The sequence below is a fragment of the Caballeronia sp. GAWG1-1 genome, from assembly GCF_023631465.1.
In the GTDB taxonomy this organism is placed as follows: Bacteria; Pseudomonadota; Gammaproteobacteria; order Burkholderiales; family Burkholderiaceae; genus Caballeronia.
Genome location: NZ_JALQDB010000002.1, coordinates 75,879 through 89,690, shown reverse-complemented (window position 1 = coordinate 89,690; position 13,812 = coordinate 75,879). Strand labels below are relative to the sequence as shown.

At 61.2% G+C, this 13,812-nt stretch carries 10 protein-coding genes and 1 riboswitch; of the genes, 7 read left to right on the top strand and 3 right to left on the bottom strand.

Annotation, left to right across the window (positions count from 1 at the left end; translation table 11 throughout):
- Positions 1 to 302 precede the first annotated feature (302 nt).
- Positions 303 to 1,253 (bottom strand): aldo/keto reductase, encoded by a 951-nt coding sequence (locus NCT03_RS00765; protein ID WP_250491683.1) that lies wholly within the window; start codon positions 1,251 to 1,253, stop codon positions 303 to 305.
- A gap of 187 nt (positions 1,254 to 1,440) precedes the next feature.
- Here NCT03_RS00765 and NCT03_RS00760 point away from each other — a divergent pair, with 187 nt between their 5' ends.
- The 4 genes from NCT03_RS00760 to NCT03_RS00745 all read left to right on the top strand — a co-directional run bounded on the left by NCT03_RS00760 (position 1,441) and on the right by NCT03_RS00745 (position 7,122).
- Complete coding sequence (locus NCT03_RS00760; RefSeq protein ID WP_250491682.1) at positions 1,441 to 3,681, top strand: tetratricopeptide repeat protein; 2,241 nt, start codon at positions 1,441 to 1,443, stop codon at positions 3,679 to 3,681.
- Between the two features lie 274 nt (positions 3,682 to 3,955).
- The gene (locus tag NCT03_RS00755; protein ID WP_250491681.1) at positions 3,956 to 5,092 is read left to right on the top strand and encodes a flagellin; all 1,137 of its coding nucleotides are present in this window, start codon (positions 3,956 to 3,958) and stop codon (positions 5,090 to 5,092) included.
- A 179-nt stretch (positions 5,093 to 5,271) separates the two neighbouring features.
- Positions 5,272 to 6,813, top strand: a complete 1,542-nt coding sequence (fliD, locus tag NCT03_RS00750; protein ID WP_244826798.1) for a flagellar filament capping protein FliD — start codon at positions 5,272 to 5,274, stop codon at positions 6,811 to 6,813.
- A 9-nt stretch (positions 6,814 to 6,822) separates the two neighbouring features.
- On the top strand, positions 6,823 to 7,122 hold the full coding sequence (locus NCT03_RS00745; RefSeq protein WP_244826797.1) for a flagellar protein FliT: 300 nt from the start codon (positions 6,823 to 6,825) through the stop codon (positions 7,120 to 7,122).
- 126 nt (positions 7,123 to 7,248) lie between these two features.
- Here NCT03_RS00745 and NCT03_RS00740 read toward each other — a convergent pair whose 3' ends face one another.
- Positions 7,249 to 8,259: a sodium:calcium antiporter gene (locus NCT03_RS00740; RefSeq protein ID WP_250491680.1), complete on the bottom strand. Its 1,011-nt coding sequence runs from the start codon at positions 8,257 to 8,259 to the stop codon at positions 7,249 to 7,251.
- Between the two features lie 121 nt (positions 8,260 to 8,380).
- A riboswitch (yybP-ykoY riboswitch) is annotated at positions 8,381 to 8,545 on the bottom strand.
- Between the two features lie 199 nt (positions 8,546 to 8,744).
- On the opposite strand from NCT03_RS00740, the gene NCT03_RS00735 reads away from it, so the two are divergent.
- A complete protein-coding gene (locus NCT03_RS00735) occupies positions 8,745 to 10,340 on the top strand; it encodes an ABC transporter substrate-binding protein (RefSeq protein ID WP_250491679.1) in 1,596 nt (531 codons plus the stop codon).
- Positions 10,341 to 10,346: 6 nt separating this feature from the next.
- Here NCT03_RS00735 and NCT03_RS00730 read toward each other — a convergent pair whose 3' ends face one another.
- Positions 10,347 to 11,420: an MBL fold metallo-hydrolase gene (locus tag NCT03_RS00730; RefSeq protein ID WP_250491678.1), complete on the bottom strand. Its 1,074-nt coding sequence runs from the start codon at positions 11,418 to 11,420 to the stop codon at positions 10,347 to 10,349.
- A gap of 123 nt (positions 11,421 to 11,543) precedes the next feature.
- Here NCT03_RS00730 and NCT03_RS00725 point away from each other — a divergent pair, with 123 nt between their 5' ends.
- Positions 11,544 to 11,966: a MerR family transcriptional regulator gene (locus NCT03_RS00725; RefSeq protein ID WP_250491677.1), complete on the top strand. Its 423-nt coding sequence runs from the start codon at positions 11,544 to 11,546 to the stop codon at positions 11,964 to 11,966.
- Positions 11,967 to 11,990: 24 nt separating this feature from the next.
- A complete protein-coding gene (aceK, locus tag NCT03_RS00720; protein ID WP_244826792.1) occupies positions 11,991 to 13,790 on the top strand; it encodes a bifunctional isocitrate dehydrogenase kinase/phosphatase in 1,800 nt (599 codons plus the stop codon).
- Positions 13,791 to 13,812 lie beyond the last annotated feature (22 nt).

The window sequence follows — 13,812 nt, the reverse complement described above, 5'->3', positions numbered from 1 at the left end:
CGTATTTCTAACTGCACGACGGACAAACCCGCCGCGCGCCGGCACTCCGATCGTCCACCCAACACGGCGGACACGAGCAAAGCGGCCACGGAGGCCGGAAAAGAGAGAGAGTTGAGATTCAGTTGCGCGCTCGCTGGAACGACGTGAACGCGCATTTGGAGCCGTCTGCTGCACATTGAGCATTTTCACGCTCGACGGCAAAGGCAAAAATCGGACACATTTCTCGATTCGGGCGCGATGTTACCAGAACCTCGCGCCCGTGCCAACACCTCGGTTCACTGCAAGCCTTTGATGCAGCGGAATTATTTTTGCCAGGCGCTGGCTTCGTCGAGCGCTTTGACATCTTCCGGCGTAAGTTGCAGGCGCGTGGCTTCCGCAAGGCTCTCCAGTTGCTGCACGGACGTCGCGCTGGCGATAGGCGCGGTCACGCTCGGGCGCGCGATGATCCACGCAAGCGCGACCGTCGCGGGCGCCGTGTCATTGCGTTTGGCGACTTCGACGAGCGCATCGACAATTTTCAAACCGCGGTCGTTCAGATACTTCTCCACACGCGAGCCGCGCGCCTTTTCCTGCGTGTCTTCCTTCGAGCGATACTTACCCGACAGAAAGCCGCTTGCAAGACTGAAGTACGTCGCCACGGCGAGCTTGTTGGCATCGACGACCGGTTCGAGATCCGTCTCGTAGGCTTCGCGATCGTAGAGGTTGTATTCCGGCTGAAGGATCTCGTATGCGGGCAGTCCCGACTCCTTCGAGATCTTCAGCGCCTCTTCCACCCGCGCGCCCGAATAGTTCGACGCGCCGATCACGCGCACCTTGCCTGCGGCGATGAGATTCTGATAAGCGCCGAGCGTTTCTTCGAGCGGCGTGTTTTCGTCGTCGCGATGCGAGTAGTACACGTCGATGTAATCGGTCTTCAGGCGCCGCAGCGAGTCGTCCACCGCCGCCGCGATATTCGCCGCCGAAAGCCCCGAGCGCGTGCTCAGCATGCCGACCTTGGTCGCCAGCACGATCTTGTCGCGCTTGCCGCTTTCCTTGAACCACTTGCCGATGATCGTCTCCGACTCGCCGCCCTGGTGCCCGTCGATCCACGCGGAGTAAACGTCGGCGGTATCGACGAAATTGAGGCCGTGATCAACGAACGCGTCGAGGATGGAGAACGACGTGCGCTCGTCCGCGGTCCAGCCGAACACGTTGCCGCCGAAAGAAAGCGGCGCGACTTTGAGATCCGATTTGCCGATGGTGCGTGTCTGCATGTGTGCTCCGGATGCTTGATGGGTACGGATCGAAAAGGATACGCGGGAACGCGCCCGTGCGCTCGGGGCGCTTTTCGGTGCCTCGCGCAAAAGCGCCGAACTGAGCGGCTTTTCCCCGCCAGTTCCGCCCTTCGGCTCAAGGTGGACGGCTCGATAATCCGTGCAACGCTACCGAAATGCCGAGACCATGAACACCTTCGAAGCACTGGACCAAACTCCCGCACACGTCGCGCCGAACGCCGACCAGCAGTTCGAGGCCGATCTCGCCTATGTGCTGCAGGCCGCGATCCTGCAGCATCAGACGCTCAACCTGCACGAGGCCGAGAAGCTCTATCTCCTCGTTCTGGACGCGCGGCCGCAACACGCCGACGCCAACTTCAACCTCGGCATGCTGATGGCGCAGCGCGGTCAATACGAGGCAGCCGTGCCGTTCTTCGAAACCGCGATCGGCACGGACCCGACGCAGCATATCTATTGGGCTACGTATATCGACGTGCTGACGCGCAGCGGTCAGGTCGCGGCGGCGAATATCGTGTTCGAAGTCGCGGTCGCGCAAGGCATGAGCGGGCCGGCAATCGAGAAACTGGCCGCCGAACTGCGCGATGCGACAAAGTCGCGCGAAGGCATCACGGCGCCAAACGGCCGCACGACGCCGACGCCGCAGGAAGTACAGCAGTTGCATGCGCACTTCAATGGCGGGCGACTCGAAGAAGCCGTGGCGCTCGCGAAGACCCTGACGCAGCGCTTCCCCACTTTTCTGCTGGGATGGGAAGTCATGGGCGTGGCCCAGGTTCGCCTGATGGACCTGCAGTCGGCCATTCCCTCGCTGCGCCGCTATCTGCAATTGAAGCCGGATGGAATCGACGTTCGCCGAATCCTGGCCGACTCCCTGCGCCTTTTCGACAAGTTCTTCGAAGCGGAAGCCGAATGCCGGCGCATGATCGAGCAGGACCCGAACTATCCGGAAGCGCACCGCATTCTCGGCGTGACGCTGCGCTCGCTGATGCGCCTCGACGACGCGCAAGCTGCTTGCCGTCGCGCCGTGGAACTCGCGCCGTTGTCGGCGAAAGCGCACGAAACGCTCGGCGTGGTGCTGATGGACCAGACGCGGTTCGACGACGCGGAGATGCATTCGCGTCGCGCGATCGAACTCGATCCAACTTGCGACAGCGCGCACGAGAACCTGTTGTTCTGCTTGTCGCACAAGGAAGAAATCGACCGGAAGGCGTACTTCGAGCAGCATCTGTACTTCGCCGAGCAATGCGAGAAGCCGCTGCAATCAACGTGGAAGAAGCATCGGAACCAGCCGGACCCGAACCGCTGCATTCGCGTGGGCTTCGTCTCGGGCGACTACAACCAGCATCCGGTGGCTGTCTTCATCGAGCCGGTGTTCCGCTATCTCGTGAACGATCCCAGCGTCACGGTGCACGCGTACTACAACCGCTCGGTGACCGACGAGGTCACGCGCACGCTGCGCGATATCGTGCCGCGCTGGCACGACGTCTCGGGTTATAGCGATGCCGCGCTCGCCGACAAGATTCGCGCGGACGGCATCGACGTGCTGATCGATCTTTCGGGGCACACGGCCTATAACCGCCTGCTGACTTTCGCGCGCAAACCCGCGCCGATCCAGGCGACGTGGATGGGCTATCTCGGCACGACCGGCATGACCGCGATGGATTACTACATCGGCGATCGCCACTATGTGCCTGAAGAACAGATCGACGGTCAGTTCGTCGAAAAGCTGGCTTATCTGCCGGCGTATGCGCCTTTCAAGCCCTCGGAACATGCGCCGGCGCTCAACGCGTTGCCCGCGCTCACCAACGGCCACATCACTTTCGGCAGCTTCAACCGCTTCAACAAACTGCGTCCGCGCACCATCGCGCTGTGGTCGGAACTGCTGCGCGCGGTGCCGGATGCGCGCATGTTGATCGCAGGCGTGCCGCGCGACAACAGCCACACGATTCTGATCGATTGGTTCGAGAAGGAAGGAATCGATGTGAGCCGGCTCGAGTTTCGTCAGCGCTCGTCGCTCGTGCGCTATCTCGCGCATCACCTCGACGCCGATATCGCGCTCGACACGTTCCCTTACGCGGGCGGCGTCACCACCATGCAGGCGCTGTGGATGGGCGTGCCCACGCTCACCTTGCCCGGCGAACTGATCGCGAGCCGAGGCAGCACGTCGGTGCTTTCCAACACGGGCCTCGGCGACTTCGTGGCTCGCGACCGCGCGGACTTCGTCGCGAAGGGCATCGAATGGGCGGGCCGGGTCGAAGAACTCGCGCAGATCCGCGCCGGCATGCGCGAGCGCTGCCTGCAGTCGCCGGGGTTCCAGCCCGACACGGTGGCCCGCGCGCTCTCCGCCAGCATGCGCCAGATGTGGCAGCGCTGGTGCGCCGGCAAGGCTGCGGCCACGTTCGACGTCTGAAGCGAATTTTTAACGAAAGAAGTCGCTCCGTCTGCCGTTAAAGCTCTCAGACGGGGCATTAAAAAACCGCGAGCATCGGCAGCAGAGCCCCGCTGGGCAAGCTTTAGCACGTATTTCCAGGTATTTATCAGGCAAATCGAATCGAGCACTAAAGTTTGCCTAGCACGGGCCGAAAACCTAAACAAGCGGCCAAACAAACAAACGACGGACGCTTCCGCCAAACGATGGCGTTATCAACTCAGATAAATGCGCCAGGCCTCATCGGAGAAACAAAATGATCGGTATCAATAGCAACATCAACTCGCTGGTCGCTCAGCAAAACCTGAACGGCACGCAAAGCGCACTGTCGTCGGCAATCACGCGTCTTTCGTCGGGCAAGCGCATCAACAGCGCAGCAGACGACGCAGCTGGCCTCGCAATCGCTTCGCGCATGACCTCGCAGATCAACGGCCTGAACCAAGGCGTTTCGAACGCGAACGACGGCGTGTCGATGGTTCAGACGGCTTCGAGCGGTCTGTCGCAGATCACGGACAACCTTCAGCGTATCCGTCAGTTGGCCGTGCAAGCATCGAGCGGCTCGCTGTCGACGGCTGACAAGACCTCGCTGCAACAAGAAGTGACGCAGCGTATCAGCGAAATCAACCGTATCTCGTCGCAAACCACGTTCAACGGCACGAACCTGCTCGACGGCACCGCCGGCAGCAAGACGTTCCAGGTTGGCGCGAACGTCGGCCAGTCGATCACGATCGACCTCGGCTCGGCAGCAAACGTCTCGGCTCTGTCGCTCGGCGGCAGCAACCCGCAGAAGGGCACGGTCATCGGCACGGTCGACGGTCTGAGCCTGGGCGACACGGGTGCATCCGCAGCTTCCACCGCGGCAACGATCACGTCGGTCAACGTCATCGCTGACGGCTCCGGCGGCTACACGTTCACCGACCAGGACAACAAGGCACTTGGCAGCTCGTTCGCCTCGTCGAACGTGTTCACGGGTCTGTCCGCAGGCAGCACGAGCATCAGCCTGAACAGCACCAACGTTCCTTCGGCAACCGCAGCTCAAACGTCCGAAGTCGGCGCGCTGACCGCGAACAACACGCCGCCGCAAGTGTCGCAAATCGACATCAGCAAGGCGAACGGCGCATCGTCCGCAATCGAGGCAGTCGACAACGCACTGGACGCAGTGAACTCGCTGCAAGCTCAGTTGGGCGCCGTGCAGAACCGCTTCAGCTCGGTTGCCGCTACCCAGACCGCGCAGTCGACCAACCTGTCGTCCGCTCAGTCGCAGATCACCGACGCGAACTTCGCGCAAGAAACCGCGAACCTCTCGAAGGCTCAGGTTCTGCAACAAGCTGGTATCTCGGTTCTGGCGCAAGCGAACTCGATGCCCCAGCAGGTTCTGAAGCTCCTCGGCTAAGCATCGCCGACGCAGTAACCGGCGCGTCTCGATCACGGCGCGCCGGCGACGTACCCAGGGAGGCTTGCCTCCCGATTTGCATTTCCGCCAGAGGCGCCTTCATGACGAGTCGCCTGCTGACGGTGCAGTAAAACGCATCTTCAACCGCTCACGGCAAGAAGCCAGAAACGGAGCCATACATGTCCACGGTAGCAACCACTTCGGCATCCACGGTCGATCCGACCAGCGCCGTCCAGCAAGCCGCGCAGTCGATCATCAGTGGCTCGACCAACTCCACGATGGATGTGAACTCGCTCGTCACCGCCATCGTCAACGCGAAGGTCGCCGGACAGACGGATGCGCTGACAGCCAAGCAAACCAAGGACAACACCCAGCTCACCGCGGTCGGCACGCTCAAGTCCGTGCTGTCGCTTTTGCAAAGCTCGGTGAGTTCGCTCGCGGACGGCACGACGCTCGGCGCCTTCACGGCGACCGGCAGCGGCAAGGGTCTGACCGGCACGGCCAGCACCGGCGCGGTCGCGGGCACTTATTCCGTCGCGGTCAGCAATATCGCCACCTCGCAATCGCTTACCTCCACCGCGTTCACCAGCACCGCGCAACTCGGCACGGGCACGATGAAGCTGTCGGTGGGCGGCAAGGACATGTCGATCAGCATCGACTCTTCGAACAACACGCTCGCGGGCATTGCGTCCGCGATCAACAAGGCAAGCGGTAACCCCGGCATCACGGCGGCGGTCGTCAACGGCACCGATGGCGCGCACCTCGTGCTGCGCTCGGCGTCGACGGGCCAGGCCAACGGCATTACCGTGGCGGTCACGCCGAACATGCAGTCCGACGGCACGACGCCCGACGACAATGGTTTGTCCAAACTCAACGTGGCATCGACGTTGAGCGCTGCCACGACAGACTCGAACGGCAATGCGGTTCCGGCGCAGACGGCCATCAGCTCGTCGAACTGGACGCAGACGACGGCCGGCATGGACGCCAACTTCACCATCGCGGGCACGCCTGCCAGCAGCTCGACCAATGCGGTCACGACGGCGCTGTCCGGCGTGACGCTGAATCTCACGTCGGACGCGGTCGGCACGACGCAGACCTTGACCATCGCGCAGGACACGGCCACGCAGAAGACGGCCATCGATGGTTTCGTCACCGCGTACAACAACTTCATCACGACGGCCGCGTCGCTGACTTCGTTCGACTCGACCCAGGCAGCCGGTTCGCAAGGCGGCGCGCTGCTCGGCGACTCGATGATGAACACCATTCGCAACGCCCTTTCCAGCACGATTGCCAAGGGCGTGGGTTCCGGCACGAGCCAGGTGAACCTCGCATCGATCGGCATTACGCTGCAACCGGACGGCACGCTCAAGACCGACGAAGACGCGTTGACCGCAGCATTGTCGAGCAACTCGGGCGCGGTGGCATCGCTCTTCAATTCGAGCACGGGCGTAGCCGCGCAACTGAACAACAGCCTGACCGGATTTCTCGCGACAGGCGGTATTGTCGATACGCGCACGACCGCGCTCACCGCCGATCTTTCGAGCATCACGGACCAGCAAACCGCGCTCGCTTCCTACACGGCGCAACTGACCACGACCTACAACGATCAGTTCACCGCGCTCAACACGCTGATGTCGCAGATGGCGACGCAGGGCAGCTACCTGACCGCGCTCTTCGGCGGCACCAACAGCGCGGGCGCGCTGGCAAGCAACAAGTCGTAAGGAACGAACATGAACCAGCAAGAAATGATTCAACACGCCTGGGCACTGACCGAGGCGATCGAAGCAGCGGTCAACGAAGAAAACTGGGCGCGCGCGGCCGAACTCACAGAGGCGCGCACGCCGCTCCTGATGGCCGTGGAAGCGAATCAGCCGGCTGAATCGCTCGCGACCATTCGCCGGATTCAGGCGAGCATCGAAGCAACGATGGGCCGTGCGAACGCCGCGCAAGCCATGCTTTCGACCGCGTACCGCAAGTCGATGGATCAGGCGAAAGCCGCCGGACGATATCAACAAGCCGCGCGCTTCTAAAGTTTTTCCGGCACGCGCCGATAACCTTAATAAGAACAACGAGAAGAACGCGTCAGACATGACGCGGCGCTTCGCTCTTGATGCCCGCCTCGCGCGGGCATTTTTTATTTGCGTCGCTCGAAGGCTTCAGCGGCTGAGGGTTAAGGTGAGATAAGCCGCGTACAAGATGCCATTGCCAAGCAACGCCCACAACACCACGCCATTGCCGCGCGCGTTGAAGCGCAGCCATGCCGCCGCCGCGAGCGTGATCAGCACGCCGGTCAGCACTTCCACGCGCGGCTCCCACGGCGTCAGCATGATGCCGATGCCCGGCAGCAAGGTGCCCTGAAATACCATCGCGCCTGTGATGTTGCCGAACGCGAGCGTATCTTTTCCGCGTCGCGCCCAGAGAATGCTGTTCACCTTTTCCGGCAGTTCGGTCGCAATCGGAATGATGATGAGCGAGAGCAAGAGCGGCGATATGCCAAGCGCCGCCGACACGCCTTCCACACCGTGGATGAAGCCCTTCGCCCCGCCGACGAGCAGCACGATGCCGATCAGGAACTGCAGCATGATCGACCCGATACCGTTCGGCAAACCCACGCGCGTGATGAAGAGACGCTCGGGCGCTTCCGTGCCGTGTCCGCTTTCGACAAGACTCGCCGATGCCTTGAACGTGGTGATCACGTAGATCACGTATAAGCCGACGAGGCCGACCGCGAACATCGCCCGCACCTGCCACGCATGATGCGGCACGAACATGGCGCCGGCCGCAATCAGGAACGCGACGAGAAAGAAGTTCAGGTCGCGCGTGAAGCCGCTGCGCTCGGGCATGATCCGGCCGCGCAAGCCACGCGATTTGATGACCGCGAGCGTCATCAGGAAAGTGGAAAGCGTCGCGAGCATGAGTGGCGCGCCAAGAATGGCGCCGACACCGATTTCTTCGTTAACCGAACGGCTCGCCGTGCCGCCCAGCAGCGCGATGATCGGCACGGTCGTTTCCGGCAGCGCCGTGCCGACCGCCGCGAACAGCGATCCAGTCACGCCCTCCGATATGCCGAGCCGTTCGCCGAGATGTTCGAGCGCATTGGTGAAGAGTTCCGATGCGATAAGAATGACGGCGAGCATCAACGCGAGTTCGACGAAAAGCATCGTCATGCGGCACCTCGCGGGAAACGATGCAACGCGCGGGCGCGAATGAGCGCGCAGCGAGACAGGGATTTTTGTAGTTGTGGGGACACGATGATTCCACGGTCGGACGTTCAGCGAACCACGATGCGCCATGCGCCGTCCGACCAAGAACGACAAAGCGCATCGATGGTCTCGCCAAACCGCCGGAATGCGACAGCACCGACCGGTCGAACGCGCCACGGCAGCAAGGCCGAGGATGTTGACGCGTTCTCCTTCGCTGATGGAAGGAAGGCTACTCCCCAAAGACCGGGGCAGTGTAGCCTGAGCCGCCCGGTTCGGCAACCCGCACGGCGCGTTCGAGGCATAAGCGTATGCGCAACGATTCGTTGTCGAGCGGCGAGCGCTTCGCTAACCTAGCCGCGCGGATGCGCTACTTGCTTGCCACACGCGCACAGGGTAAAACCAGCCACAAGAACAATCGTAATGTGACCAGCCGGGTCACGGGAGATCTCATGCGCAACACACTTTTCGCTGCCGCCATCGCCGCGACGTTCGCCGCCGCGCCGCTTATCGCAATGGCCAAGCCGCTCACCATCTGTACAGAATCGAGCCCGGACGGCTTCGATGTCGTGCAGTTCAATTCGCTCGTCACGACCAACGCGTCGGCGGATGTCATCTTCAACACGCTCGTGTCATACGACGAGGCCGCGAAGAAAGTCGCGCCCGCGCTCGCCGAGAAGTGGGACCTCAGCAGCGACGGTCTTACCTACACGTTCCATCTGCGTCCGAACGTGCAGTTCCAGACCACCGACTACTTCAAGCCGACGCGTCCGCTCAATGCCGACGATGTCGTCTTCACCTTCGAGCGCATGTTGTCGGACAGCAACCCCTGGCACAAGATCGCGGGCGCGAGCGGCTTTCCGCATGCGCAATCGATGGGTCTCGTGAAGCTCATCAAGGCCGTGACCAAGGTCGATGACAAAACGGTGAAGTTCGAACTCAACGAGCAGAACGCGACCTTCGTGCCGATCCTCACGATGGGCTTCGCATCGATCTATTCGGCGGAATATGCGGACAAGCTGCTGAAAGCGAACCAGCAAGTCGATCTGAACAGCAAGCCTGTCGGCACCGGTCCGTTCGTGCTCAAGAGTTATACGAAAGACGCGGTGATCCGTTATGACGTGAATCAGAGCTACTGGGGGCCGAAGCCTAAAGTCGATCGCCTGATTTATGCCATCACGCCGGACGCCGCCGTGCGCGCGCAGAAGATCAAGGCGGGCGAATGTCAGATCGCGTTGTCGCCGAAGCCGCAGGACGTGCTCGACGCGAAGAAGGACAAGTCGCTGAAGGTTAGCGAGACGCCCGCATTCATGACCGCGTTCGTCGCGCTGAACACGCAGAAGAAGCCGCTCGATAACCCGAAGGTGCGCCAGGCGTTGAACATGGCGTTCGACCGCACCACCTATACGAAGACGGTGTTCGAAAACACGGGAACGCCCGCTGTGAACCCGTATCCGCCGAACACGTGGAGCTATGACAAGAACATCGCGGCGTACAAGTATTCGCCCGATGCCGCGAAGAAGCTGCTCGCGGATGCAGGCTTGCCCAATGGCTTCGAAACGACCATCTGGGTGCGCCCGAACGGCAGTGTGCTGAATCCGAATCCGAAAGCTGGCGCCGAACTGCTGCAGGCGGATCTCGCGAAGATCGGCGTGAAGGCGCAGGTGAAGATCATCGAGTGGGGCGAACTCATCAAGGAAGCCAAGCAGGGCCAGCACGACATGCTCTTCATGGGCTGGGCCGGCGATAACGGCGATCCGGACAACTACCTCTCGCCGCTTTTCAGTTGCAATGCGGTGAAGTCGGGCATCAACTTCGCGCGCTTCTGCGACCCGCAACTCGATAAGCTCATCGCGGATGGCAAGGTCACCTCCGACGTCGCGAAACGCACGAAGGCTTATGTGGACGCGCAGAAGATCATCCACGATCAGGCACTGTGGATTCCGCTCGTTTATCCGACTGCGGCGGCAATCACGCGTGCCAACGTCAGCGGCTTTAACGTGAGTCCGTTCGGGCGGCAGAACTTCGGGGCTGTGTCGGTGCAGTGAGGGGTTTTACGCGGGCGAGTACCGGATCACCCCGTCCTCGCCCGTCTCGCGCGTAAGCGTGCCATCCAGCCACAACAAGTTCAGATGCGCGAGCGCTTCGCCAAGTGCGAAGGTCATCTGATGGATATCGAGCTTGCGCTTGAACATGATCGGCACGATATCTCCCGCGCTGCACGGACGCTGCGTGCACGCCTCGACCACTTCCGCAAGCCGCGCGCGATGATGGTCCCGCAACTGACCGATACGCGTGAGCACGCCGCGAAACGGCTTGCCATGCGAAGGCAAGGCGAGGACATCGGCGGGCAAGTGTTCGTAGCGTCCCAACGATTCGAGATATAGCGCAAGCGGATTGCCTTCCGGCTCGATAGCGAACACGGACACGTTCGTCGAGATGCGTGGCAAAACCATATCGCCGGAAATGAGCAACTTGTCCGCCGCGCAATACAGCGCACTATGTTCGGGCGAATGACCGTAGCCCGAAATGATTTGCCATTCGCGTCCGCCAATCGCGATGCGGTCGCCATCGCGGATACGGCGGAACTCGGCGGGGATGGAAGGCACGAGCGTCGGGTAATAGCTGTCGCGCTTTCTCAATGCATCGAGCGATGCCTCGTCCGTTAGACCATGCGCCCCGAAGTGCTTCGCCGCGCGCTCGCCGCCCGCGTTCGAGCCATCGCCCGCGGCCATCACGCGGCCCATTGCATACTCGCCGAGCGCAATCCAGAGACGCACGTTCCAGCGTGCCTTGTCGCCACCCTTGCAGATCCAGTCGGCAAGACCGAGATGATCCGGATGGCAATGCGTGACGATCACGCGCAGCACAGGCAAGCCGTCGAGCGCGCTGTCGAACACGCTTTCCCAGTTCGCGCGAATATTTTCGTTCGAGATGCCGCAATCGATGATGGTCCAACCCTGCACGCCATCGATCTCATCGCGCAATAGCCACAGATTGATGTGATCGAGCGCGAACGGCAAAGGCATGCGCAGCCAGTAAAGGCCAGGCGCGACTTCCTTCACGCGCCCCGCTTCGGGCAATTCGTCGGCAAAAACATAATCGAGTTGATGTTCGAGTGCGTTCATTCTTTTGCGCCTCTGAAGTGAGCATGAATGCGGGTTCAAGCCACGTTGCAATTTCGCCAGGTTGACGATAACGTAAACCTCATTCTAACGTCGCATGTGTGATCACGTGCTCCGGCGCCGGCAATGACTCAAGCCATTCACTACACCATCACCGAACTGGCGCGCGAGTTCGACATCACGTCGCGCGCCATTCGCTTCTACGAAGACCACGGTCTGCTCGCGCCCGAGCGCGAAGGCGCGAACGGCCTGCGGCGCGTGTATTCGTCACGCGATCGCACGCGCCTGAAACTCACGCTACGCGGCAAGCGGCTCGGCTTTACGTTGTCGGAGATTCGCACGCTGCTGGACTTGTACGACTCGCCCACGGGCGGCACGCGGCAGTTGCAGGCTTTTGTCGATACCATCGCGGCGCATCGCGAAGTGCTTGAGCGGCAACTCGTCGATCTCACCACGACGCTTGCCGAACTCGAAACATACGAGAAGCAAGGCCGCGCGCTCCTTGCCGCTGGCGTCGAAAAGCGCGCCCGCAGAGCCAAAGCCGCATGATGGCCAACGAGACGCCCAGCCGACATGAATCACTTCCCCAAGCTGCTCTCGTCGCAAATAGGCTTCGATGTCGCGCAGACGATACTCGAAGGCTTCGATCGCCATTACCGCGTCTTTCGCGAAGCGGCAGTCGAGGCGAAGCATCTGTTCGAGGAAGGCAACTGGCAAGCGCTCGCGCAACGCGCACGCGACCGCATCGCGTCTTATGACGATCGCGTCGCGGAATGCGTGACATCGCTGGAAGACGAGTACGACGCCGAGACCATCGACGATGAAATCTGGCAGCAGATCAAGCTGCACTTCATCGGCTTGTTGACGACGCATCGGCAGCCGGAATGCGCGGAGACGTTCTTCAACTCGGTGTGCTGCAAGATCCTGCATCGCTCGTATTTCAACAACGATTTCATCTTCGTGCGGCCCGCCATTTCGACCGAATACATCGAGAACGACGAGCCCGCCGCCAAGCCGACGTATCGCGCGTATTACCCCGAGAAAGACGGGCTGCAGGCCACGCTCGAACGCATCGTCACGAACTTTCAGCTGGAGCCTTCGTTCGAGGATTTGCCGCGCGACGTGCATTGCGTGGTGGATGCAATCGAAGAGGCCTTTGGCCAACTCACGCCCGCGCCGAACTTTCAGATTCACGTGCTCTCGTCGCTGTTCTTTCGCAACAAGGCGGCATATGTCGTCGGGCGCATCATCAATGGCGATGCCTTACTTCCGTTCGCGGTTGCCATCCGTCACACGCAGCCGCACTTGCTGGCGCTCGACACCGTGCTCTTGAACCGGGAGCAGTTGCTCGTCATCTTCAGCTTCTCGCATTCGTACTTTCTCGTCGACATGGAAGTGCCGTCCGCGTATGTGCAGTTCTTGCGCAGCATCATGCCGGGCAAGCCGAAGGCCGAAATCTATACCTCGGTGGGCTTGCAGAAGCAGGGCAAGAATCTGTTCTATCGCGACCTGCTGCATCATCTGAAACATTCGAGCGATCGCTTCATCGTGGCGCCCGGGATCAAGGGGCTCGTGATGATCGTGTTCACGCTGCCTTCGTTTCCTTACGTGTTCAAGCTCATCAAGGACGCGTTTCCGCCGCCGAAGGAAACCACGCGCGAGAAGATTCAGGGCAAGTATCAACTCGTCAAGCGTCACGACCGCGTGGGCCGCATGGCCGACACGCTCGAATATTCGAGCGTCGCGCTGCCGCTTGCGCGCCTCGACGATGCGCTGATCCGCGAACTGGAAAAAGAAGCGCCTTCGATGATCGAATACGAAGGCGACAAGCTCGTCATCAAGCACGTGTATATCGAACGGCGCATGGTGCCGCTCAATCTCTTTCTGCAAGGCGGCAGCGACGCGGACGTCGATCACGGCATCCGCGAATATGGCGACGCAATCAAGCAGTTGATTCAGGCGAACATCTTTCCCGGCGACATGCTGTACAAGAATTTCGGCGTGACGCGCCACGGGCGTGTCGTGTTTTACGATTACGATGAAATCGAGTATCTGACCGATTGCAACGTGCGTAGCGTGCCGCCGCCGCGCTACGAGGAAGACGAGCTGTCCGGGGAACCGTGGTATACCGTCGGGCCGCACGACATCTTTCCGGAGACGTACGGCACGTTCCTGCTCGGCGATCCGCGCGTGCGCGAAGCATTCATGCGTCATCACGCGGATTTTTTCGATCCCGCGCTGTGGCAGCGTCACAAGGAGCAGCTACAACGAGGCGAACTCGCCGATTTTTTCCCCTACGACCGGGCCCTGCGATTCTGCATCCGCTATCCGGAGCGTTTCGACAAGGCAACGGCATCGATACGCGCGGCTTGATACATCATCGAGCGCGCAAGTA

Coding starts and splice junctions, on each gene's coding strand:
- NCT03_RS00765 (WP_250491683.1), bottom strand. CDS start 1,253: ATGCAGACACGCACCATCGGCAAATCGGATCTCAAAGTCGCGCCGCTT.
- NCT03_RS00760 (WP_250491682.1), top strand. CDS start 1,441: ATGAACACCTTCGAAGCACTGGACCAAACTCCCGCACACGTCGCGCCG.
- NCT03_RS00755 (WP_250491681.1), top strand. CDS start 3,956: ATGATCGGTATCAATAGCAACATCAACTCGCTGGTCGCTCAGCAAAAC.
- fliD (WP_244826798.1), top strand. CDS start 5,272: ATGTCCACGGTAGCAACCACTTCGGCATCCACGGTCGATCCGACCAGC.
- NCT03_RS00745 (WP_244826797.1), top strand. CDS start 6,823: ATGAACCAGCAAGAAATGATTCAACACGCCTGGGCACTGACCGAGGCG.
- NCT03_RS00740 (WP_250491680.1), bottom strand. CDS start 8,259: ATGACGATGCTTTTCGTCGAACTCGCGTTGATGCTCGCCGTCATTCTT.
- NCT03_RS00735 (WP_250491679.1), top strand. CDS start 8,745: ATGCGCAACACACTTTTCGCTGCCGCCATCGCCGCGACGTTCGCCGCC.
- NCT03_RS00730 (WP_250491678.1), bottom strand. CDS start 11,420: ATGAACGCACTCGAACATCAACTCGATTATGTTTTTGCCGACGAATTG.
- NCT03_RS00725 (WP_250491677.1), top strand. CDS start 11,544: ATGACTCAAGCCATTCACTACACCATCACCGAACTGGCGCGCGAGTTC.
- aceK (WP_244826792.1), top strand. CDS start 11,991: ATGAATCACTTCCCCAAGCTGCTCTCGTCGCAAATAGGCTTCGATGTC.